Source organism: Promicromonospora aerolata, assembly GCF_042682255.1.
In the GTDB taxonomy this organism is placed as follows: Bacteria; Actinomycetota; Actinomycetes; order Actinomycetales; family Cellulomonadaceae; genus Promicromonospora; species Promicromonospora aerolata.
The window spans coordinates 3,233,996-3,255,792 of the sequence record NZ_JBHUHF010000001.1; the positions used below are offsets into that span (position 1 = coordinate 3,233,996).

Sequence of the window (21,797 nt, forward strand, 5' to 3'; positions counted from 1 at the left end):
AGGCGTACGGGTCACGGGGTGACCCGTACGCCTGACACACGGGGCCGACTCAGCTGCTGCTGCCCTCGAAGCCGAACCCGCCGTCGGCCTCGGCGGCTCGCCAGAAGTCGCGCAGCATCTCCTCCGGCGTGTGGAGGTTGTGCCGGCTCGCCACCGGCTCCTCGTCCCCCGAGATGGACTTGACCTCGTCGTGGATGCGCTCCATCGAGGTGTCGAGCGACCACGCGACGTCCGCGGCCAGCTTGAGCGAGTCGGTGAGGTGCCGGGGCACGTCGCCGTCGTACTTGTAGTAGATCTTGTGCTCCAGGCTCGCCCAGAAGTCCATGGCGATGGTGCGCAGCTGGATCTCGACGATGACCTGCTCGACCCGGTCCGACAGGAACACCGGGATCTGCACGATGAGGTGCAGCGACTTGTACCCGGTGCCCTTCGGGTGCTTGATGTAGTCCCGTTCCTCCAGCAGCGTGATGTCCGACTGCTTCAGGAGCATGTCGCGCACCAGGTAGATGTCGTTGACGAAGCTGCAAGTGATCCGGACCCCCGCGATGTCGAACATCTGCGCCCGGACGCCCTCCGGCGTCAGCGGGATGTTCTTGCGGCGGCACTTCGCGACGATCGACTCGAACGACTTGAGTCGCGAACCCACGTGCTCGACGGGGTTGTAGTTCTGCATGTGCCGGAACTCGTCGCGCAGGATCGAGACCTTGGTCATGATCTCGTCGATCCCGAACTTGTAGGTCAGCACCAGTCGGCGCAGCTCGCCGACCAGCGTTCGAAGCTCGGCGGGGTCTGGTATCGGGTGTTCCCGGACGTCCTCGGGCAGCTTGCTCACGGGGTCCACCGTACGGGTTGGCGGCGGCGCCGTGGGCTCGGAGCGCCCCTCGCCGAGGAAGAACCCTGGTGGGGTCCTACCTCGGCGAGGTGCTACCTGGGCAGGGTCAGCTGGTGCCCGCCTCCGTCAGACGGAGGAACGTGATCGAGTGGGCGGGGAAGTCGTACGTGAACGCCGAACCGCCGTCGGACGGCGACACGTCCAGTGCCCGCGTGCCCTCCTCCGGCACGATCCGCTCCGGCTGGGTCTTGGTGTTGATCGCCGACGGCGCCCCCGACATCTCGGTCACGGACGCATCGGAGGCGACCGCGTACCCGTCGACCGAGACCGCGGTACGCGCCACGGGCTCGTACGGGTTGACGACCTTGAGCACCAGCTCGCCGGTGTCGGCGTCCCGGGTGACCACCTGGTAGAGCGACTCGGTGGTGGGCTCCGAGTACTTCATCTGGAGCTCGCCGTCGAGGTACAGCTCGATGTTCCGCCCGGACACCACCACCTTCACGTGGTAGTCCCGGCCCGTCTCCATCCGGTGGCCCTCCACGGCCGCGACCTCGCCCGCCGGCCCGCCGTCGGCCCGCTGCAGCGCCTGGCGCGAGTTGTTCCACCCACCGAGGTTCCACCAGTAGAAGTCGTCCTGCCCCCCGGCGGCGAACCCGACGAGGAACGCCTCGCTGCCGCCCAGCTTCCGGGCGTCGAGCTCCAGGGTGTAGTTGTCCCAGTCCTTGGTGTAGGCGTCGGTGATGATCGAGCGGGCGTCGGTCACGTCGCCGGCCGACTGCACGTACTCGCCGCCGGTCACCGCCCAGGAACCGGACTTCGGCTCCCAGCCGGACCCCTCGTCGAACGAGTCGGAGAAGAGCACCTCACCGGACTCGTTGTCGGTCACCGTCACGTCGTCGTACGCGGCCTGGGTGTTCCAGGTCGACAGGAAGACGCCGCCGCCGATGTCCTCCGGCGCCTCCTCGGGACCGTCGTGCGTCGACGGGACCACCTGGTCGCCGGTGTTCGTCATGAACATCTGCTGCGTGTAGTACGACGTCGAGCCCCAGGACTCGTCGTTGTCGAACCACATCATGTCCGGGGACCACTGGACGTAGTCCTCGTTGGCGAACATCGGGGCGTAGGACGCCATCTCGACCAGGTCGGCGTTGCGCTCGATGCCCGTCATGTACGCGGCCTCGGACAGCGCGTTGGACCAGGCGTTACCGCGCGAGGCGTACTCACCGAGGAAGACGTGCGGCCCCTCGCGGTCGTAGGAGTCGTACCGCTCGGTGTTGCTGAGGAACCACGACGGGTCGTTGTAGTAGTGCTCGTCGACCATCTCGACGCCCTGCTCGACGTTGTAGTCCCACAGCTCGTCGAAGCGTGCGCCCGAGTCGTCCGGCCCGGTGTTCGAGATCACCGTGACGTCCGGGTGGGCCGCCTCGACGGCGTCCCGGAACCGCGGGAAGTTGGCCTCGAACGTGCGGGTGTTCTCCTCGTTGCCCAGGCCGATGTACTTCATGCCGAACGGCTCGGGGTGGCCCAGCGCGGCACGCTTCGCACCCCACTCCGTGTCCACGGACCCGTTGGCGAACTCGATGAGGTCGACGGTGTCCTGCACCCAGCGGTCGATGCGTACGTCGTCGGTCATCTCGGGGATGTTGCTGCCACAGCCGTTGGCGCCGACCGACAGCACGGGCAGCGGCGTGGCGCCCAGGTCCTCGGCGAACTCGAAGTACTCGAGGTAGCCGAGGCCGTAGGTCTGGTTGTAGCCCCAGAAGTTCCAGTTGGTCGGGCGCTCCTCGACCGGCCCGATGGTCTCCTTCCACTGGTAGGTCCGACGGCGGTCCGCGCCGTCCGACTCCAGGTAGGTGTCGAACGTGCCGACGTTGGTGACGCAGCCACCGGGGAACCGCAGGAAGGACGGCTCGAGCTCGGCCACCTTCTGCGCGAGGTCCTTGCGCAGCACCGAGCGCCCGTTGACCGGGCCGTCCCAGGTGTCGCGCGGGAACAGGGAGACCATGTCCAGCCGCAGCGTGCCCGCTGCGCCACCGGTGACCACGAGCCGGGCGTCGTTGGCGGTGCCGTTCGCGGTGAGCTTGGCGTTGCTCTGCTTCCAGCGGTCGCTGCCGTTCACGTTCACGGTGGTGGAGGCATAGGTGGTGCCGCCGTCCGGCGACTCGAGGCTGATCGTGAGGGCCTGCTTGCGCTCGGCGCGCGCGAACACGGAGAAGTCGTACTTCTTGCCCTGCTCGATCGCGAAGCCCTCGTTGTAGCTCGCGTTGCGCACGCCGACGCCGGGACCGTCGGCCTCGACCGTCAGGTAGGCCCGGTTGGCATCGTTGAGCCACTCGGACCGCTCGGACTCGACGGCAGCGGTACCTGCGCCACCGCGCTGCACCACGTCCCAGCCGGTCATACCGGTGAAGCTGCGGTTGTCCGTCGGCGCGAACTCGAAGGACCGGTTACGGACCAGCTCGGCGTACAGGCCGCCGTCGGCTGCGTAGTTGATGTCCTCGTAGAAGATGCCGTACAGCTCGTCGCTCATCTCCGTGCCCGCTGCCGCGGCGTCGACGTCGAGCGTGTGCTCCTGCACCGGCGCCTCCGCAGGCGGGTAGGCCGCGAGGAGCGCCGCCTGCTCCTCGGCGGTGATCGGCAGGACCGTCCCGTGCCGGGGGCTGGCGGGCAGGATCGCGTCCAGGTTGGCCGTCCACTCGCCGCTGCTCAGGTCGTCGGACTCGAAGAGCATGTAGCCCTGGCCACCGTGGTAGCTGGGCTGGTCCTGCAGGAGGAACCAGCGGTCGTCGGTGAGCGAGGGGAACAGCGTGGGCCCCTCGCCGCCGGTGAACGTGCCGCCCCACGGGTTGGGCTCGCCGAAGCCGACGCGCTCGGTGATGAGGTCCCAGCCGTCGCCCTCGGTCACGCCCTGCGTGCGGCGCAGGTCCGTGGACGACTCCTGCCGCATCCCCATGTACGACTCGTCCTTGGTGAGGCGGTAGTAGACGCCGTCCTCCTCCTGGACCGTGGAGTCGATCATGCCGAGCCCGTCGCCCTGCGGTTCGTCGATCCACACCTGGGGCTCCGAGAACGTCTCGAAGTCCGTGGTGGTGGCGTACAGCATGCGCTGGTACGACGTGCGGATGTCGCGCTCCGTGGGCGGCACGTCGGCCGGGTACAGGGCGGAGGCCCAGTACACGACGAACTCGCCGGCCGCCTCGTCCCAGTACGCCTCGGGCGCCCACAGGTTGCCCGCGTTCTCGGGCGCGAGCTCGATCTCGCGCTGCTCGCCCCAGTTCACCAGGTCGGTGGACTCCCAGACCATGAGCGAACGGCTGCCCGTCTCCTGGGCGTCACCGAAGTTGCCACCGCCGTGGATCTGCAGGTCGGTCGCGAGCAGGTAGTACGTGCCGTCGCCGCCCCGGATCAGGAACGGGTCGCGCAGCCCCTCGGTGCCGAGCGTGGAGGTGAGCACCGGCTCGCCGCCGTTCAGCGTGGTCCACTCCAGCGGGTCCGGGCCGTTCGAGACGGCGAACGAGATGGTCTCGCCGTCCGGCGTGGACTCCCCGGTGAAGTAGGGGAAGAAGTACGCGGCGTGCTCGCCGTCGGCGGCCGACGCCGAGGCGGGTGGCTCTGTCGCGGAGGCGACCGGGCCGCCGTCGGGTGCCGCGACCAGGCCGGCCAGGCCGACCGCTAGGGCGGCGCCCGTCGCGAGCGCAGCTCTTCTATATCGATGTAGAACCATGTCGAGTCTGTCCCTTCACTTCATTGTGGGTAGGTGGTGGTGGGTAGGTGGTACAGCGGCCCTGACTCGGCGTACCGGGTACGCCGAGTCAGGGCCGTAGTCCCCGCTAGGTCCTGCGGAGGCTGAGCACGCGCTGCAGTGCCACGAAGATCAGGAGCAGCACGCCGATCACGATCTTGGTCCACCAGGAGCTGAGGGTGCCCTCGAACGTGATGATGGTCTGGATCAGACCGAGGACCAGCACGCCCAGCACGGAGCCGAGCACGAAGCCGGTGCCGCCCGTCAGCAGCGTTCCGCCGATGACGACCGCCGCGATGGCGTCGAGCTCCATCGCGACACCGGTCAGGGAGTAGCCGGACCGGGAGTACATGGCGAACAGCAGTCCACCGAGCCCTGCGCACGTGCCGCTCACCACGTAGGCGAGCACCTTGGTGCGCGCTACGGGCAGGCCCATGAGCAGGGCGGACTGCTCGCCGCCGCCGACGGCGTACACCGTGCGGCCGAACCGCGTGAAGTGCAGCACCAGGAACCCGATGCCCACCACGATCAGCGCGATGAGCACACCGGAGGACATCCGCCACCCGCCGAAGATCTGCACCCAGCTCGCGAGCGAGACGAACGAGGCGTTGTCGATGGCGATGGACTCGGGCGCGATGACGAAGCACAGTCCCCGCGCGAAGAACATGCCCGCGAGCGTCGCCACGAACGGCTGCACCTGGAAGTAGTGGACCATCACGCCGTGCGCCAGGCCGATCACGGTGCCGGCGCCGACGCCGAGCGGGATCACCACGGCGGGCGGCCAGCCCGCCTGGAGCAGGGCTGCTGTGACCACCGTGGACAGCGCCAGCACCGAGCCGACCGAGAGGTCGATGCCCCCCGTGAGGATCACGAAGGTCATGCCCACCGCGAGCACGATGAGGTGCGCGTTGTTGATGAACAGGTTGGAGATCACGGCCGGCGAGACGAAGTTGTCGTACCGGCTGCCGCCCACGACCAGCATCAGGGCCAGGACCACGAACGTACCCACCACCGGCAGGTAGCGGCGGTCCAGCCGGGTCGGGATCTTCAGGGCGCGCGAGGCGCGGGCGGGGGCCGACGTCGTCATCGGGCCTTCACCTCCGTGGAGTCGGGGCGCGCAGCGGACTGCGGCTCGGGCGGCGTCGTGGTGGTGGCCGGTCCGCGGGTGGCGGCAGCGAGCCGCGCCCGCATCCTCGGCGACTGCAGCAGCGTCACCGCGATGACGACCAGGGCCATGAACAGGGGCGTGACCAGCGGCGAGATACCGACCACGGTCACCGTCCGCTCCAGGGTCGCGATGACGAGCGCGCCCACCAGCGTGCCGGACAGGTTGAACTTGCCGCCCGAGAGCGCCGTCCCACCGATCACCACCGCGAGGATCGCGTCGAGCTCGATGAACAGGCCGGCGTTGTTGGCGTCGGCGGCCATGGTGTCGGCGCTGATGAGCAGGCCGGCCAGGCCGGCGAACAGGCCTGCCGCCGCGTAGACGGTCCAGGTCAGCGTCTTGGACCGCACCCCGGACAGGCGGCTCGCGGCCGGGTTGATGCCGGTCGCCTCCAGCAGCATGCCGAGCGCCGTGCGCCGCACCACGAACGCGACCACGGCGAAGACGCCGAACGCGATGACCGCCGCGACGGGCAGGCCGAGCCAGAACCCGGAGCCGAGCACCTTGAAGGGTGCGCTGTTGACGGTGGTGATCATGCCGCCCGTGATGAGCATGGCGACGCCGCGGCCGGCCGTCATCAGGATGAGCGTGGCGATGATCGGCTGGATGCCGAGCACCGAGACCAGGAACCCGTTCCACACACCGAGCAGGAGGCACAGCACCAGGGCCAGGGCGATCGCGGTGAGCACCGTGACCGGCGACTCCGGGTCGGACGACGACGCGATGTACGACAGCGCCACCGCTCCCGAGACCGCGACCACGGCGCCGACCGAGAGGTCGATGCCGCGCGTGGCGATGACCAGGGTCATGCCGAGGGCGACGAGCAGGAGCGGCGCCGTCATCCGCAGGATGTCGATCGGAGCACCGAAGAGGTGACCGTCCCGGACGGTGATCGCGAGAAAGCTGGGACTGGCGACCGTGTTGGCGACCAGCAGGGCGACCAGGGCGGCCACCGGCCAGAACAGATGATGGCGAAGCAGGTTCCTCATGCCGCACCGCCACCGGCGATGAGGTCGACCACCTGGTCCATCGTGGCTTCTCCTCCGTCGATCTCCGCCACCTTGCGGCGGTCCCGCATCACTGCGATGCGGTGGGATATGCGGAGCACTTCCTCGAGCTCCGCCGAGATGAAGACGACCGACATGCCGTCGGCCGCCAGGTCGGCCACGAGCTTCTGGATCTCGGCCTTGGCGCCGACGTCGATACCGCGCGTGGGCTCGTCGAGGACCAGCAGCCGCGGTGCCGTGGCGAGCCACCGCGCGAGCAGCACCTTCTGCTGGTTGCCGCCGGACAGGTTGCGCAGCAGCGCCTCCGGGTCGGCGGGCCGGATACCGAGCTGCTGGATGTACGAGGCGACCAGCTCGTCCACCTGCTTGCGCGGTAGCGGCCGCATCCAGCCGCGTCGCGCCTGCAGGCCGAGCACGATGTTCTCCCGCACGGTCAGGCCGTCCACGACGCCCTCCCCCTTGCGGTCCTCGGACGTGTACGCGATGCCGAGGTCCATGGCCGCACGCGGTGTCCGCAGGCGGACCGGTGTTCCCGCCAGGCGGGTCTGGCCGGCGTCGGCCCGGTCGGCGCCGGTGAGCAGGCGGGCCAGCTCGGTGCGGCCCGAACCGAGCAGACCGGCGAGGCCCACCACCTCGCCCTGGTAGAGGTCGAGGTCGAACGGCTGCACGGAGCCCTTGCGGCCCACACCCACGACCTGCAGCAGCGGTGTGCCGTCGGCCGGCCGGCTGACGTGCTCGGCCACGTCTTCTGCGGCCTCGAGCACGTCCATGGAACGGCCGATCATGTGCTGCACCAGCTCGGCCGCCGGCAGGTCCGCGGTGACGAACTCGTTCACGAGGCGACCGTTGCGCAGCACCGTCATGCGGTCGGAGATGTCATAGACCTGGTCCAGGAAGTGGCTCACGAACAGGATGGCCACGCCGTCGTCGCGCAGCGCACGCATGACGGTGAACAGGTGCGCCACCTCGTCGGTGTCCAGGCTGGAGGTGGGCTCGTCGAGGATGAGCACCTTGCAGTCGCCCACGGTGGCGCGGCAGATCGCGACGAGCTGCTGCACCGCCAGCGAGTGCGACCCGAGGGATGAGGCCGGGTCGATGCTGAGACCCATCCGCTGCAGATGGGTCGCGGCCTGACGCCGCATCGCCTGCCAGTGCAGGCCGCCCAGCAGGCGCGGCTCCGCCCCCAGCATGATGTTCTCGGCGACCGTGAGGTTCTCGCAGAGGTTGACCTCCTGGTACACGGTGCTCACGCCGTGCGTCCGTGCGTCGGCGGGGCCGGTGAACCGGCGCTCTACCCCGTCGACCAGGATCGTTCCCGCCGTCGGGGAATGGATGCCCGTGAGGGCCTTGATCAGGGTGGACTTGCCGGCGCCGTTCTCGCCCATCAGGGCGTGGATCTCGCCGGGCCGTAGGCGAAGATCGACCCCGTCGAGGGCCTTCACCGGGGGAAACTCGACGCTGATGCCCGTCATCTCGACGACGGGCGATGGTGTCTGCTGGGTCATCCTCGACCTTCCAACTCGAACCGTGGCTACGGGCGTGACCGTCGCGCCGCACACGAGCGCGCGGTCGCGACGATCACGCCCACCAGCCAGCAGGGGGTGGTGCTACGGCTGGGCCGTCAGTACTCGCGCGTCGGGAGCGCTTCCTCTGCGGCGGCCTGGTCGAACGCCTCGTCCTTGACGACGATGCGCTTCTCGACCTCCTCGCCGGCGACGACCTTCTGGGCGACCTCGGCCAGGTCCGGCCCGAGCAGCGGGTTGCACTCGACGATGTAGTTGATCTTGCCGTCGACCAGCGCCTGCATGCCGTCCTTGACGGCATCGATGGTGACGATCTTGATGTCCTCGCCCGGCTTCATCCCGGCTGCCTCGATGGCCTCGATCGCGCCGAGCCCCATGTCGTCGTTGTGGGCGAACACGAGGTCGATGTCGTCGTGCTTGTTGAGGAAGCCCTCCATGACGGTCTTGCCCTCGGCACGCGTGAAGTTGCCCGTCTGGCTGTCGATGATCTCGACGTCCGAGCCCTCGATGGCCGACGCGAACCCTTCCTTGCGGTCGATCGCCGGGGCGGCGCCCGTGGTGCCCTGCAGCTCGACGGCCTGGTAGCCCTCGCCGTCGTACTGCTCGACGACCCACTCGCCGGCCATCTCCCCCTCCTTGACGAAGTCGGAGCCGATGAACGACTCATAGAGGGTGTCGTCGCTCGAGTCGACCGCGCGGTCGGTGAGGATCACGGGGATCCCGGCCGACTTGGCCTCCTGGAGCACCGCGTCCCAGCCGGTCTCGACCACCGGGGAGAACGCGATGACGTCCACGCCCTGGGTGATGTACGAGCGGATCGCCTGGATCTGGTTCTCCTGCTTCTGCTGCGCGTCGGAGAACTTGAGCTCGAAGCCGTTGTCCTCCGTGAGCGTGTCCTGGATGGACTTGGTGTTGGCGGCGCGCCACCCGGACTCGGCCCCCACCTGGGAGAAGCCGAGGGTGATGACGCCGTCGTCGGCGCCCGCGTTCTCACCGCTGCCTCCGGGCTCGGCAGTACCGGCGTCCGAGCTGCACGCACCGAGCGTGAACAGTGCGGCTGCCGACACCGCGGCCAGAACGGTACGGGTCAGGGTAGTGCGTGCCATGTCTCCTCCTTGAGATCCCGCACGGCGACGTGCAGGCGTTAGCGGCGTGTGTGCCCGAGTGGAATGTTAGCGCTCACATGCGCTGGGGTGGTAGTTGTCGACGTCACATTCCAGTAACGAGTCTGCACTGATTCCCCCATGAGGGGAATAGTCGGAAATGCGGCATAGACCGGGCGTGCGTGGACGGTGCGGCGGCCCCTGGCCGGGCGTTCACGCCCCGCGCGCGGGCCTCAGCGGATCACGAAGCCGGCGTGCCCCCGCGGCGCGACGTCACGCACGTCCACCGACGCGACGACGGCATCGCGCGGGCCGTGCCGCATCCACCCGAGAACATCGCCGACGGCCGACGGCGGCCCCTCGAGCACCGCCTCCACCGTCCCCTCGCTGGTGTTACGGGCCCAGCCCGACAGGCCGGCCGCCGCTGCCTCCTGCTCGAGGCGGTAACGGAAGCCGACGCCCTGTACCCGGCCGCTGACCACCACGTGCCGTGCGATCAAGGTGTCCATCACCCCATCGTCACCGATCCGCTGCCGCCGGTCCTGCTGCGTTGGTCGGCCACGAATCGGGCCCTCGTCGAGTGCGGGGCACCTGTCGCTCAGACGGACCCGAGGCAACAAACGGCCCGCACTCGGCGAGGGAGGCGGGTCAGAAACCCTGGGCCAGGCGGTAGTAGGCCTGGTTGTGGCGCACCTGGTCCGCGAAGCCGCGGCGGGTCGTGTCCTCGTCGATCACCAGCAGCTCGGTGCGCGCGATGTTCGCGAACACCTCGAACGCCTCGATGCCCGCCGCCGTCGACATGACGGTGTGGTGCGCACCGCCCGCCGTGAGCCACGACTCGGCCGAGATCTCGAACGACGGCCGCGGCGCCCACATCGCGCGGGCGACCGGCAGGTTCGGCAGGTCCCGCGGCGGGGTGACCACGTCGACCACGTTGGCCGTGAGGCGGAACCGGTCGCGCATATCGGCGAGCGACACCACGACGGCACCCTCGACGGCGTCCGCCGAGAAGACCATGCGGACCGGGTCCTCCTTGCCGCCGATGCCGAGCGGGTGGATCTCGATCCGCGGCTTCGAGGTGGTCAGCGACGGGCAGACCTCGAGCATGTGCGCGCCGAGGATCAGCTCGGCACCCGGGGTGAGGTCGTAGGTGTAGTCCTCCATGAGGCTCGCGCCACCGGGGAGGCCTTCGCCCATGACCTTGGCCGCACGCACCAGGACCGCCGTCTTCCAGTCGCCCTCTGCGCCGAAGCCGTAGCCCTTCTCCATGAGGCGCTGGACCGCCAGGCCGGGAAGCTGACGCAGCGCGCCGAGGTCCTCGAAGTTGGTGGTGAACGCCTTGGCGCCGAGCGCGGTGAGGAACCCCTCCATCGCGATCTCCTGACGCGCGGCGTAGCGCAGGGAGTCGTGCCGCTCGCCGCCGGCCCGGAGCTGGGGGACGACGTCGTACTTCTCCTCGTACTCCGCCACCACGGCGTCGATCGCGGACTCCTCGACGGCGTCCACCGCCGCGACCAGGTCGTTCACGCCCCACGTGTTCACGGAGACGCCGAACCGCAGCTCGGCCTCGGTCTTGTCACCCTCGGTGACCGCGACGTTGCGCATGTTGTCGCCGAAGCGCACCAGCTTGAGCTCGTGCGTCGCCGCCCAGCCGGCCGCACCGCGCGCCCAGGTGCCGACCCGGCGCGTGACCGCGGGGTTGGAGACGTGCCCCACCACGGTGGTCCGCGCGACGCCGAGCCGCGTCGCGATGTACGCGTACTCGCGGTCGCCGTGCGCGGCCTGGTTGAGGTTCATGAAGTCCATGTCGATGTCGTCCCAGGGGAGCTCGACATTCGCCTGCGTGTGCAGGTGCAGCAGCGGCTTGCGCAGCGCGTCCAGGCCCGCGATCCACATCTTCGCGGGGCTGAAGGTGTGCATCCAGGTGATGACGCCCAGCACCTTGTCGTCGCCGTTCGCGTCCAGCATCGCGCGGCGGATAGACACCGAGTCCTTCAGGACGGGCTTCCACACGACCTTGACCGGCACGTCCGACGACGCGTCCAGCGCACGGGCCACCTCCTGCGACTGCTCCGCGACCTGGGCAAGGGTCTCCTCGCCGTAGAGGTCCTGGCTCCCGGTGAGGAACCAGACCTCACGGTCCGCATAGGGCTTGGTGCTCATGCCTGTCCTTCCGTGTTCTGTCCGGCCGGGTTCGCTGCGGCGGTGCCCGACGGCGTCGTCGCTGTCTGGCCGTAGACGTTCTGATAGCGGTCGTAGAGAGAGTCGATGTGCTGCTGCTCGATCGGGACGGGCGCACCGAGCTGGCGGCTGACGTGCACCGTGCGGGCGACCTCCTCGACCATCACGGCGGCCTTGACGGCAGCGCGCGCGTCCTTGCCGATCGTGAACGGCCCGTGGTTGCGCATCAGGACGGCCGGGCTGCGGTGTCCGCTCAGCGTCTCGACGATGCCCCGGCCGATCGAGTCGTCGCCGATGATCGCGAACGGGCCCACGGGCACCGGTCCGCCGAACTCGTCGGCCATCATCGTGAGCACGCACGGCACCTCCTCGCCCCGCGCGGCCCACGCCGTCGCGTAGGTGGAGTGCGTGTGCACCACGCCGCCCACCTCGGGCATGTGCCGGTACACGTAGGCGGCCGCCGCGGTGTCCGACGACGGAGCACGGGTCCCGTCCACGAGGGTGCCGTCCAGGTCGCACACCACCATGCCCTCGGGGGTCAGGTCGTCGTACGAGACGCCCGACGGCTTGATGACGAAGAGGTCGGCGCTGCCGTCCGGCACGTCGGGGTTCGGCACCCGCTGCGAGACGTTGCCCGCCGTCCAGACCACCAGGTCCCAGCGCGGCAGCTCGGCATGCAGGTCCGAGACGACCACGCGGACGCGCGCCACCTCGTCCTGGACTGCCTGCGAGTAGTCGGTCAGGGCTTTCGTGGTCATCCTGCTGCCTCCTGCGTCGTGTCTCGGGTCCGGAGCGTCTCGACGGCGGCGCGCTCGATCGCGAGCCCCGCGCTGTACCGCTCCAGGAAGGCGGAGAACCCCGCCACGTCCTCGGCGTCGGGCTCGACGACGTCGAGCGCGGCGTCCGCGAACACCTCGGCGCCCAGGTAGGCCCCCAGGTCCTGTCCGGGGGCAGCGGCACCGGCAGCGGACGCCCGGTACGCCGCCAGCACCGCGATGCCCCAGGCCCCGCCCTCGCCGGCGGTCCGGCCGACGGCCACCGGTGCGCCGAGTGCGGCGGCCAGCAGACGCTGGGCCACGCCCTCGGTCTTGAACAGGCCGCCGTGCGCGAACATCGCGTCCAGCTCGACCTGCTCCTCGGCGAGCACGCGCATACCGAGGCTCAGGGTGCCGAAGGCGCTGTAGACCTGCGTCCGCGCGAAGTTGCCCAGGGTGAGCCGGCTGTCGGGGGTGCGGGTGAAGAGCGGGCGACCGGCCTCCAGGCCGGTGATGGGCTCGCCGGACAGGTAGTTGTACGCGAGCAGGCCGCCGCCGTCGGCGTCACCGTCCAGCGCGGAGCGCAGGAGCGCCTCGAAGACGGCGCCCGGCTCGGCGGGCTGTCCCAGCGCGGCGGCGAACTGGCCGAACAGCTCGGCCCAGGCGCCGAGCTCGCTGGCGCCGTTGTTGCAGTGCACCATCGCGACGAGGTCACCGGCCGGGGTGGTGACGAGGTCCAGCTCCTCGTGCACGCGCTCCAGCGGCTTCTCCAGCACCACCATCGCGAAGATGCTGGTCCCGGCGCTGACGTTGCCGGTGCGGGGCGCCACGGAGTTGGTGGCGACCATGCCGGTCCCGGCGTCGCCCTCGGGCGGGCACAACGGGATGCCCGGCCGGAGCGTGCCGGTCGGGTCCAGCAGCGCCGCACCCTCCTCGGTCAGCGCGCCGGCGTCGGCCCCGGCCGGCAGGACGCGCGGCAGCAGCTCGCCGACGCTCCGGCCCGGACCGCGGTCCGCCACCAGCTCGTCGAGCTGGGCGAGCATTCGCCGGTCGTAGTCCCTGGTCGCCGCGTCGATGGGGAACACGCCGGAGGCGTCGCCGACCCCGAGCACCTGCTGCCCGGTCAGGCGCCAGTGCACGTACCCGGCGAGCGTGGTCAGGTGCCGCACCTGCGGCGCGTGCGCCTCCTCGTCGAGGATCGCCTGGTAGAGGTGGGCGACCGACCAGCGCAGCGGGATGTTGTGCCCGAACAGGCCGGTCAGCTCGGCGGCAGCACGTTCGGTCGTGGTGTTGCGCCACGTCCGGAACGGCACGAGCAGGTCGCCGGCCTCGTCGAACGCCAGGTAGCCGTGCATCATCGCCGAGACGCCGATCGCGCCGACGGTCGTCGGCCGCACGCCGTACTGCCGCTCGACGTCCGCCAACAGCGCTGTCACCGAGTCCTGCAGCCCGGACCAGACGGCGTCCAGGGAGTAGGTCCACACCCCGTCCACGAGCTGGTTCTCCCAGTCGTGGCTGCCGCTCGCGAGCGGCGCGTTGTCCGGGCCGATCAGACAGGCCTTGATCCGGGTGGAGCCGAGCTCGATGCCGAGAGCGGTCCGCCCCTGCTCGATCGCCTCCCGGAGACCGGTGAGCCGTCCCGCTCCTTCGTCCTGCCGCTCCACCATCGTGGGCCGCTCCGTCCTGCCCGCATCGTCGCGAGGCGTCGTTCGTGTCACCGTCGGTCGACCAGCACGGTCAGCGGATGCGCTGACCGACACCAGCGATGTTAGCGCTCACACGATACCTGGCGACAACCCGGTACCCAACCCGGCGTCCGGACGTGTCAGACGCTCAGGTCACCCGGGTGACCTGAGCGTCTGACACGGGGGTCGGTCAGCCGCGCGACCACTGCTGGTTGGTCGCTCCGCTGCAGGCGTACGTGATCACGGCGGCCCCGTTCCCGGTCGCGCCGCCGCTGACGTCCAGGCACTCGCCGGTGGCCCGCGACCGGACGGTCACGTAGCTGCCGGCGGACGCCACGACCGACCACTGCTGGTTCGTGCCCGGACCACAGCTCTCCTGCGTCACCGTCGTGGCGTTCTCCTGCACACAGAGCGCGCTGTGCCGGGCCACCAGGTGGTAGTAGCCGCTGCCCGCGCTCCGGAACCAGAAGCGCTGGTTGCCACCGCCGTGGCAGTCGTACTGCTTGAGCTGGGCACCGGTGGCATAGGACTGGCTGGTCACGTCGGCGCACCTGCCGGAGTGCCGCGCGGTGAGCGACTCGAACGGCCCACCCTGCCCCACGACGGTGCCGGCCGCGGTGTCGATGGCGAGCTCGGGAAAGTAGTCGAACGACATCGAGGTCGCGGTGGGGAACGTGACCGGCGCCCACACGTAGCGCGATCCGTTCACGTTGGTACCGATGGAGTTGCCCCAGCGGTCGCCCATGTACAGGTACGACGTTCCGGAGGTGCCCTGCACCGGCAGCACGAACGTCGTCTGCGAGCCGTACCCGCTGGCATCACCCACGTTCCGCATGGCCGACCACCCGGACGACAGGCTGCTGCTGGTCGCGTACTTCTGCTGGTTCGGGCTCCAGCCCGTGGACCCTGAGGTCAGCATGAAGTAGGTGCCGCCCCGCTTGAACAGCGCGGGCGCCTCACGGTGGCCGCCCGGCCACGGGTTGGCGACCAGGGTGGCCACGTCCGTGTAGTCGCTCGTGAGCCGGTAGACGTGCAGGTCGTAGTTCTCGTTGGCCGCCGAGTACATGTACCCCGTCCCGTCGGTGTCGACGAACACGCCGATGTCGCGGGACATGTGACCGAGCGGCCGGAAGCTGCGCTGGTACGTGTAGTCGCCGTCCACGGTGTCGCTCACGGCCACAGCGGCCCGGGCCTCGGAGTAGTCGCTGCCGTTCTCCTTGTGCATCCACATGATGAACTGGCCGGTCGACTCGTTGTACATGACCTTGGGGCGCTCGATGTTCGCCACGGCCAGCTCGGGGTGGCTGGCCTCGGTGAGCACGTGGTTCCGGAACTCCCAGTGCACGAGATCCGTGGACCGGTAGGCGGAGACGTACCGGAACGTGTTGTCCGCGTTCCGGTTCTCGCCGAACCAGTAGTAGTACTGCCCCACCTTGACCACCCCGCCGCCGTGGGCGTGGAGCGGGTTTCCGGACGTGTCGGTGAACTGGGTGCCGTTGACCACCGTCTCGGGCGCAGCCTGGGCGGCGGAGCCGCCCGTGTCGGACGAGGCCTGGGCGGAGACCGCCCCGGCCGTCGTCGCCAGTACGCAGGCCAGGACGGCGAGGGCAGCATGAAGACGCCTCACAGGGACCACACTCCTTCATCGCGGTGCAGGGTTCGAGGACAACGCAGGCGGTACAGGTGCGGGGTGGTGCGATGGTGCTGGGTGGCGCTGGATAGTGCGGGGCAGAGCGGCGCGGGCGGGGCTCCGTGGTCCGGAGCCCCGCCCGCAACGGGGACCGAGGAACCGTCAGCCGTCGACGGTGAAGCCTTGCTCCTCGCCGTACCGGACGTTCTCGGCCTGCCATTCAGCGAGACCGTCCAGCAGCGACGTCTTGTCGAGGTAGGCCTGGCCCACCGTGTCCGAGAAGATGCTGTTCGCGTACGACTGCCACGGCAGGTAGCTCCAGCCTTCGACGACGTCGTCCGCACCGGCCGCGAGCACCTCGTTGATCTTCTGACCACCGAAGTACTCGGACTCGTAGCTCAGGAACTCCTCGGAGCTCAGCTCCGCGACGGTTGCCGGGAACCCGCCCGTCTCCAGGAACACGCGGATGCTCTCCGGGTCGCTGTTGAGCCACTTGAGGAAGCCCGCGGCGAGCACCTTGTCGTCGGCACCGGCCGGGATCACGTCCGCCGAACCACCGTTCTCGGCGTTGACCGGAGTGCCGTCGTAGGTCGGCATCGGGGCTACCCGCCACGCACCGTCACCACCCGGGACACCGTCCTCGAAGATGCCGGGCATCCAGGCGCCCACGACCATCGAGGCGATCGTGCCGTCCCCGAGCGCCTGGTACCACTCGTCGCTCCAGCCGGTGATGTCCGACATCAGCTCCTCGTCGATCAGCTGCTGGTACGTCGTGGCCCACCGCGTCGTACCTTCGTCGGCGAGGTCGATCGTGACGGTGTCGCCCTCGGCCTGGAACGGCTTGCCGCCGGCCTGCCAGATCATCGAGGTGACGGTGCCCGGCCCGTTCCCGTCGTCGTTGAAGAGGAACTTCTCGGGATCCGACTTCTTCAGCTTCCGCGCCTGCTCGACGTACTCGTCCCAGGTCGTGGGGACCACGAGGTCGTTCTCCTCGAAGACCTCGGCGTTGTAGAACAGCGCCATCGGGCCGGAGTCCTGCGGCAGGCCCCACAGTCCGTCGCCGAGATCCACGGAACCCCAGGTCGACGGCGTGTACAGCTCCTCCAGCTCGCCGAAGCCGTACCCGGTCAGGTCGGTCAGCTGGCCCGGGAGCTGGAACTGCGGCACCGACTGGTACTCCAGCTGGGCCACGTCGGGGATCCCCTTGTCTGCGGCGATCGCGTTCTGCAGCCCCGTGTTGTGCTCCTCGGCGCCCTGGGTGTCCGTGAGGTTCACGGTCATGTTCGGGTACGCCTCTTCGAAGGCCTCGATCTGCTTCTCGGCCTGCGGCGTCCACGTCCAGTAGTCGATGGTGCCGCCCTCTTCGAGAGCTGCCTCGATCTCCTCCGCGGTCGCCCCGTCGCCGGAGTCTCCTCCGCCGTCTCCGCCCGGGGAGCAGGCCGCGAGGCTCCCCGCCAGCACCGCGGCCATGGCGCCCGCCGCGATCCGACCGTTGCGTGTGATGCTCATGATTCCTCCTCCTTGAGGTAGTTCGTCCTTGAAGCTGCTCATCCCTTCACGCCTCCGGCGCTCAGACCGGACTGCCAGTAGCGCTGCAGCAGCAGGAACGCTGCGACGATCGGCAGGATGGTCAGCACCGCACCAGTGATGACCAGGTGGAACACCGGCGTGGCGCCCACCCCGGTCGCATCGGCGTTCCAGCTCGCGAGCCCGATCGCGAGGGGGAACAGGTTCCGGTCGGACAGCATGATCAGGGGCAGGAAGTAGTTGTTCCACGTGGCGACGATCGCGAACAGCGCGACCGTCACGATGCCGGGCGCGAGCAGCCGCAGCGAGATGGTGAAGAAGGTGCGCCACTCGCCCGCGCCGTCGACCCGGGCCGCCTCGAGCAGCTCGGTGGGGATCGCCTCCGTGGCGAACACCCACATCAGGTAGAGCCCGAACGGGGAGACCAGGGTGGGCAGGATGACCGACCACATCGTGTTGGTCAGCCCGAGCTCGCTGAACATGAGGAACGTCGGCACGGCGAGCGCCGCGCCGGGAACGGCGACGGCACCGATGACCGTGGCGAAGACCGCCGAACGTCCCCGGAACCGGTACTTCGCCAGGCCGTAGCCCCCGAGGGTCGCCAGGAGCGTGGCGCCGCCGGCACCTGCCACGACGTAGACCACCGTGTTACCGAACCAGCGCACGAAGACGCCGTCCTGGTAGGTGAGTACCGCGGCGATGTTGTCGAACAGCGCGAACGGTCCCGCCGGCCAGAGGCCGAAGGAGTCCGCGAGAGCCTCCTGCGTCTTGGTGGAGCTGACGAGCAGCCACCACAGCGGTGCCAGCGAGTAGACGACCAGTCCCGCCATCAGGAGGGTGAGGGTCACGGACTTGCGCGGCCGCGAGAAGGAGTGCGCCATCAGCTGTCCCTCCTGGTGCCCCGGAGCTGGACGACGTAGGCGATCGCCGCGGTCAGCACACCCATGATGATCGCGACGGTCGCCGCATAGTTGACCTGCTGTCCCAGGAAGCTGAGGTTGTAGGCGTACATGTTGGGCGTGTAGGACGAGGAGATGAGCGTGGGCGCGAGCACCTTGAGGATGTTCGGCTCGTTGAACAGCTGGAAGCTACCGATGATCGAGAAGATGGTCGCGATCACGAACGCTCCGCGCAGCGCCGGGAGCTTGACCGCCCGGATCACGCGCCACTGCCCGGCGCCGTCGATCGCCGCCGCCTCGTAGAGCTCGCCGGGGACGGTGCGCAGCGCCGAGTACAGGATGAGCATGTTGTAGCCCACGAACTCCCACGTCACGATGTTGCCGATCGCGACGAGCATCCATTCCTTGGAGAAGGGTGTGAGCAGCTGCGAGCCCGCGGCCTCGTTGATCCAGCCGACCAGCCCGATCCGGTCGCCGTACAGGAAGCCCCACATCAGGACGGCGACGACGCCGGGCACCGCGTAGGGCACGAACAGCGCGATCCGTGTGAAGCGCTTCCCGAAGAGCCGCCCGCTGTCGATCACGAGGGCGGCGGCCAGGGCCACGGCGAGCATGATCGGCACCTGCACGACCAGGAACAACAGCACCCGGCCGGCGCCGTCCCAGAACTTCGGGTCGGTGAACGCTGCCGAGTAGTTCGCCAGCCCCACGAACTGGTTACCGCCCATGAGCTGGTTGCGAAACAGGCTGAGGTACAGCGAATAGAGCACCGGAGCAAGGAACGCAAAGGCGAACGCCACCATGAACGGTGCGACGAAACTCCAGCCTGCCGCGGAGACGCGGAGACTCGGTGGGCGGCGGCCTGGCACGGGCGCACCCCTCTCCCCGGACGACGTCGTCCGGACTCACCTGGACCTCGATGTCCTGGAACCCGCCGGGCAACGCTGCCCGACGACGGAATGGGAACGTAAACATCCTCGTGCGCGGTGACTCTGCCACCCCGGCTGAAGGCTGTCAACGGCCCTCGGTCACCGGGTGGGCAGGTCGTCGGACGGCGGCCCTGCCGCCCCGCCGGTCACCCGAGCGGCGGGGGTGCTCGGCGGTGGTCGCACGGTCATCGGCCGGTGGCTCCCCTTCGCTCGCGTGGCGCGGTCTCGCTCTAGTGGCGTGGTGCCGTAGCGCTCCGGCGCACCACCAGCTCGGGTGCGATGAGCTCCGCCGCGGGCTTGCCCCCGTCGACCGCCGCCAGGAGGAGGGCAACGCTTCGACGGCCCAGGTCGACGAACGGCTGGCGCACGGTCGTCAGCGGCGGGATGAAGTGGCCCGACCCGTCGACGTCGTCGAACCCGACCACCGAGACGTCGTCGGGCACCGAGACGCCGCACTCCCAGAACGCCCGCAGCAGGCCGAGGGCGAGCTGGTCGTTGGCGGCGAAGACCGCCGTCGGGCCGGAACCTGCCTTGACCCGCTGCGCCAGGTCCAGGCCCACCATGTAGCCGCGGTCCGCGGTCCAGCCGGCGACCACCGGTTCGAGGACCGGGAGGCCGTGCTCGGTGACGACCGCGCGCCAGGCCTCCTCGCGCTCGATGGCGTCCAGCCAGTCCGGCGGCCCCGCGACGTGCAGGATCCGCTGGTGCCCCAGCTCGATCAGGTGCTCGACGGCGAGCCGTGCCCCGGCGCGCTGGTCCACGGCCAGCGGGATGGTCGGCACGTCGGGCTTCAGGTCGCGTGCCGCGATGATCACCACCGGCACGGGAGCCTGGAACGACTCGACGGCGTCGGCCACGTCGGTGTGGGGCGCGATCACCACGATGCCCTCGACCGCCTGGTCCATGAAGTGCTCGAGAGCCTTGTGCATGGTCTCGGCGTCGTACCGGCGCAGCGTCGCCACGCTGACGTACCAGCCCTGCTCCCGGGCGGCCTCCTCGACGGCGATGAGAGTGCTCGACGGGCCGAACAGCGGTGAACCGGTGGTCACCACGCCCACGGTGGTCGAGCGTGCCGTGACCAGGGCCCGTGCCGCGCTGTTGCGGCGGTATCCGAGCTCGGCGATGGCCTGCAGCACCTTCTCCCGGGTCGCCGGGCGCACGCTACGGTGCCCGTTGAGAACGCGGGAGACGGTCTGGTGGGACACGCCGGCGAGCGCGGCGACGTCGGCCATGGCCGGCGGCCGCGCCGTCGCGGGTCGAGAGATGGTCACGGAAGGAATCATCCACCCAGCTCGCGGGCGCGGTCACGCGCGGCGGTCGCGGCGGCCAGGAAGGACGCCCGCACGCCACCGTCGTCCAGCGCGCGCAGCGCGGCCGCCGTGGTGCCGCCGGGCGACGTCACCTTCTCGCGCAGCAGGACGGGGTGCTCCCCCGACTCGTCCATGAGACGGGAGGCACCGAGCAGGGTCTGGACCGCGAGACGGCGCGCGACGTCACGCGTCAGGCCGAGCAGGACACCGGCCTCGGCGAGCGCGTCGGCGGCGTAGAAGACGTACGCCGGGCCGGATCCCGAGATCGCCGAGACGGCGTTCAGGTCCTTCTCGGCGGCGCGGACCACGGCGCCCGTGCCCGCGAACAGGTGCTCGACCGCCTCGAGGTGGGCCTCCGTCGCGGCGGCGCCCGGCGCGATCGCGGTGATGCCCGCCCCGATCGCCGCAGGCGTGTTGGGCACGGTCCGCACGACGGCGACGCCGGCGGGCAGCCGCTCCTCGTAGAACGACGCCGGATGGCCGGCCGCGACGGTGACGACCACGGCGGCCGGGTCGATCGCCGGCGCGATCTCGTCGAGGAGGGCGCCGACGTCCTTCGGCTTCACCCCCACGAGGACGAGGCCCGCGCCGCGGACCGCTGTCACGTTGTCGTCGGTGGTGGCCACCTGGTAGGTCTCCCGCAGGTGCTGGGCCTTGGCCTCGGTCCGCACGGTGGCGACGACGTCGGACGCCGCCCATCCCGCGGAGAGCGCTCCGGCGAGCACCGCCCCGCCCATGTTCCCGGCCCCGAGGACTGCAAGTCGCTGGTTCACGGCGCTATTGTCCCCCGCGTCGCGCAGGCCGCCGGCCGGTCCCGTCGGGACCCGTCACAGCGGGAAGGCCGCGTAGAAGTCCTCCATCGCGTCGGCGGGGCCCGTCGCCTGCAGCACGGCGGTCCCGTTCTGCCAGACGACGACGGCGCTCCCGTTCTTGGCCGGCACGACGGCGTACTGGCCGACCACCTTCTTGCCGACCTTCACGTCACCCTCCCGGTCCGGCTCGCCCGCGGCCGTGGTCCACGCTGCGGCGGCGTCGGCCGCCTCGTCCGACGTCGCCCACTGGCCCGCCCGGAGTGCCACCTCGCCGGAGCCGCCGTCGGAGTACTCGGCGTCCCAGACCTCGAGCGCGCCCAGCTCCTCCTTGACCTTCTTGGCCTCCGCGAACGAACCGAGCGCGAACTGCAGCACCGTGGACGGGAGCGCCTTCTGGAAGGCGGTCTCGTCGCCGTTGCGGTCCATCGCCTTGACGGTGGGGGTCGGCGGTGCCGCGGTCACCGTCACCGTCGGGACGGGCTGCGGCGCCGCCTCGGCGCGCCAGAAGCCCGGCCACACGAAGCCGCCGACGAGCACCACGGCGAGCACGATGACGAGCAGGCCGGCGACCGCCACGAGGCGCCGGCGACGGTAGACGGCGGGCGAAGCCTTCCTCGCGCCCGGCCCGGCAACCGATGCCGTTGCGCCGGTGCGCGGTGAGTTCACGCGCTGGTCGGTCATGTCAGGCTCCCCCGTA

The 21,797-nt window shown here is 70.0% G+C and carries 17 protein-coding genes; all 17 read right to left on the minus strand.

Translation table 11 applies throughout. The features are described 5' to 3' along the window. Positions 1–49 precede the first annotated feature (49 nt). The 17 genes from ACFSL2_RS14460 to ACFSL2_RS14540 all read right to left on the minus strand — a co-directional run bounded on the left by ACFSL2_RS14460 (position 50) and on the right by ACFSL2_RS14540 (position 21,781). Positions 50–832: a GTP pyrophosphokinase gene (locus tag ACFSL2_RS14460; protein WP_377198526.1), complete on the minus strand. Its 783-nt coding sequence runs from the start codon at positions 830–832 to the stop codon at positions 50–52. A 106-nt stretch (positions 833–938) separates the two neighbouring features. Next, positions 939–4,556 (minus strand): alpha-L-arabinofuranosidase C-terminal domain-containing protein, encoded by a 3,618-nt coding sequence (locus tag ACFSL2_RS14465; RefSeq protein WP_377198527.1) that lies wholly within the window; start codon positions 4,554–4,556, stop codon positions 939–941. Positions 4,557–4,662: 106 nt separating this feature from the next. Next, positions 4,663–5,661, minus strand: a complete 999-nt coding sequence (gene yjfF, locus ACFSL2_RS14470) for a galactofuranose ABC transporter, permease protein YjfF (protein ID WP_377198528.1) — start codon at positions 5,659–5,661, stop codon at positions 4,663–4,665. Beyond that, positions 5,658–6,728 (minus strand): ABC transporter permease, encoded by a 1,071-nt coding sequence (locus ACFSL2_RS14475; protein WP_377198529.1) that lies wholly within the window; start codon positions 6,726–6,728, stop codon positions 5,658–5,660. The genes yjfF and ACFSL2_RS14475 overlap by 4 nt, the downstream gene beginning before the upstream one ends. Further along, the gene (locus ACFSL2_RS14480) at positions 6,725–8,251 is read right to left on the minus strand and encodes a sugar ABC transporter ATP-binding protein (protein ID WP_377198530.1); all 1,527 of its coding nucleotides are present in this window, start codon (positions 8,249–8,251) and stop codon (positions 6,725–6,727) included. Before ACFSL2_RS14480 ends, ACFSL2_RS14475 begins: the two co-directional genes overlap by 4 nt. Before the next feature lie 116 nt (positions 8,252–8,367). Then, positions 8,368–9,375 carry an ABC transporter substrate-binding protein gene (locus ACFSL2_RS14485; RefSeq protein ID WP_377198531.1) on the minus strand — a complete coding sequence of 336 codons (1,008 nt, stop codon included), beginning with the start codon at positions 9,373–9,375 and terminating at the stop codon, positions 8,368–8,370. A 230-nt stretch (positions 9,376–9,605) separates the two neighbouring features. Continuing rightward, a complete protein-coding gene (locus ACFSL2_RS14490) occupies positions 9,606–9,881 on the minus strand; it encodes an acylphosphatase (RefSeq protein WP_377198532.1) in 276 nt (91 codons plus the stop codon). Between the two features lie 139 nt (positions 9,882–10,020). Then, positions 10,021–11,535, minus strand: coding sequence for an L-arabinose isomerase (gene araA / locus ACFSL2_RS14495; protein WP_377198533.1), 1,515 nt, complete (start codon positions 11,533–11,535; stop codon positions 10,021–10,023). Further along, positions 11,532–12,311 carry an L-ribulose-5-phosphate 4-epimerase gene (locus ACFSL2_RS14500; RefSeq protein WP_377198534.1) on the minus strand — a complete coding sequence of 260 codons (780 nt, stop codon included), beginning with the start codon at positions 12,309–12,311 and terminating at the stop codon, positions 11,532–11,534. Before ACFSL2_RS14500 ends, araA begins: the two co-directional genes overlap by 4 nt. Further along, a complete protein-coding gene (locus tag ACFSL2_RS14505; protein WP_377200825.1) occupies positions 12,308–13,975 on the minus strand; it encodes a xylulokinase in 1,668 nt (555 codons plus the stop codon). Before ACFSL2_RS14505 ends, ACFSL2_RS14500 begins: the two co-directional genes overlap by 4 nt. 208 nt (positions 13,976–14,183) lie before the next feature. Further along, positions 14,184–15,620 carry an RICIN domain-containing protein gene (locus ACFSL2_RS14510; RefSeq protein WP_377198535.1) on the minus strand — a complete coding sequence of 479 codons (1,437 nt, stop codon included), beginning with the start codon at positions 15,618–15,620 and terminating at the stop codon, positions 14,184–14,186. 165 nt (positions 15,621–15,785) lie between these two features. Continuing rightward, complete coding sequence (locus ACFSL2_RS14515; RefSeq protein ID WP_377198536.1) at positions 15,786–17,132, minus strand: ABC transporter substrate-binding protein; 1,347 nt, start codon at positions 17,130–17,132, stop codon at positions 15,786–15,788. Between the two features lie 38 nt (positions 17,133–17,170). After that, complete coding sequence (locus tag ACFSL2_RS14520) at positions 17,171–18,031, minus strand: carbohydrate ABC transporter permease (RefSeq protein ID WP_377198537.1); 861 nt, start codon at positions 18,029–18,031, stop codon at positions 17,171–17,173. Then, positions 18,031–18,852 carry a carbohydrate ABC transporter permease gene (locus tag ACFSL2_RS14525; RefSeq protein ID WP_377198538.1) on the minus strand — a complete coding sequence of 274 codons (822 nt, stop codon included), beginning with the start codon at positions 18,850–18,852 and terminating at the stop codon, positions 18,031–18,033. The genes ACFSL2_RS14520 and ACFSL2_RS14525 overlap by 1 nt, the downstream gene beginning before the upstream one ends. A 356-nt stretch (positions 18,853–19,208) precedes the next feature. Then, the gene (locus ACFSL2_RS14530) at positions 19,209–20,210 is read right to left on the minus strand and encodes a LacI family DNA-binding transcriptional regulator (RefSeq protein WP_377200826.1); all 1,002 of its coding nucleotides are present in this window, start codon (positions 20,208–20,210) and stop codon (positions 19,209–19,211) included. A gap of 47 nt (positions 20,211–20,257) precedes the next feature. Continuing rightward, positions 20,258–21,061 carry a pyrroline-5-carboxylate reductase gene (gene proC / locus ACFSL2_RS14535; protein WP_377198539.1) on the minus strand — a complete coding sequence of 268 codons (804 nt, stop codon included), beginning with the start codon at positions 21,059–21,061 and terminating at the stop codon, positions 20,258–20,260. A 54-nt stretch (positions 21,062–21,115) separates the two neighbouring features. Beyond that, entirely contained in the window at positions 21,116–21,781 is a 666-nt protein-coding gene (locus ACFSL2_RS14540; RefSeq protein WP_377198540.1) for a hypothetical protein, read from the minus strand. Positions 21,782–21,797 lie beyond the last annotated feature (16 nt).

What these genes read in the sequence shown, in the direction of transcription:
- ACFSL2_RS14465 (WP_377198527.1), bottom strand. Translation starts at nt 4,556, where the DNA reads ATGGTTCTACATCGATATAGAAGAGCTGCGCTCGCGACGGGCGCCGCC.
- yjfF (WP_377198528.1), bottom strand. Translation starts at nt 5,661, where the DNA reads ATGACGACGTCGGCCCCCGCCCGCGCCTCGCGCGCCCTGAAGATCCCG.
- ACFSL2_RS14475 (WP_377198529.1), bottom strand. Translation starts at nt 6,728, where the DNA reads ATGAGGAACCTGCTTCGCCATCATCTGTTCTGGCCGGTGGCCGCCCTG.
- ACFSL2_RS14480 (WP_377198530.1), bottom strand. Translation starts at nt 8,251, where the DNA reads ATGACCCAGCAGACACCATCGCCCGTCGTCGAGATGACGGGCATCAGC.
- ACFSL2_RS14485 (WP_377198531.1), bottom strand. Translation starts at nt 9,375, where the DNA reads ATGGCACGCACTACCCTGACCCGTACCGTTCTGGCCGCGGTGTCGGCA.
- ACFSL2_RS14490 (WP_377198532.1), bottom strand. Translation starts at nt 9,881, where the DNA reads ATGGACACCTTGATCGCACGGCACGTGGTGGTCAGCGGCCGGGTACAG.
- araA (WP_377198533.1), bottom strand. Translation starts at nt 11,535, where the DNA reads ATGAGCACCAAGCCCTATGCGGACCGTGAGGTCTGGTTCCTCACCGGG.
- ACFSL2_RS14500 (WP_377198534.1), bottom strand. Translation starts at nt 12,311, where the DNA reads ATGACCACGAAAGCCCTGACCGACTACTCGCAGGCAGTCCAGGACGAG.
- ACFSL2_RS14505 (WP_377200825.1), bottom strand. Translation starts at nt 13,975, where the DNA reads ATGGTGGAGCGGCAGGACGAAGGAGCGGGACGGCTCACCGGTCTCCGG.
- ACFSL2_RS14515 (WP_377198536.1), bottom strand. Translation starts at nt 17,132, where the DNA reads ATGAGCATCACACGCAACGGTCGGATCGCGGCGGGCGCCATGGCCGCG.
- ACFSL2_RS14520 (WP_377198537.1), bottom strand. Translation starts at nt 18,031, where the DNA reads ATGGCGCACTCCTTCTCGCGGCCGCGCAAGTCCGTGACCCTCACCCTC.
- ACFSL2_RS14525 (WP_377198538.1), bottom strand. Translation starts at nt 18,852, where the DNA reads ATGGTGGCGTTCGCCTTTGCGTTCCTTGCTCCGGTGCTCTATTCGCTG.
- ACFSL2_RS14530 (WP_377200826.1), bottom strand. Translation starts at nt 20,210, where the DNA reads ATGGCCGACGTCGCCGCGCTCGCCGGCGTGTCCCACCAGACCGTCTCC.
- ACFSL2_RS14540 (WP_377198540.1), bottom strand. Translation starts at nt 21,781, where the DNA reads ATGACCGACCAGCGCGTGAACTCACCGCGCACCGGCGCAACGGCATCG.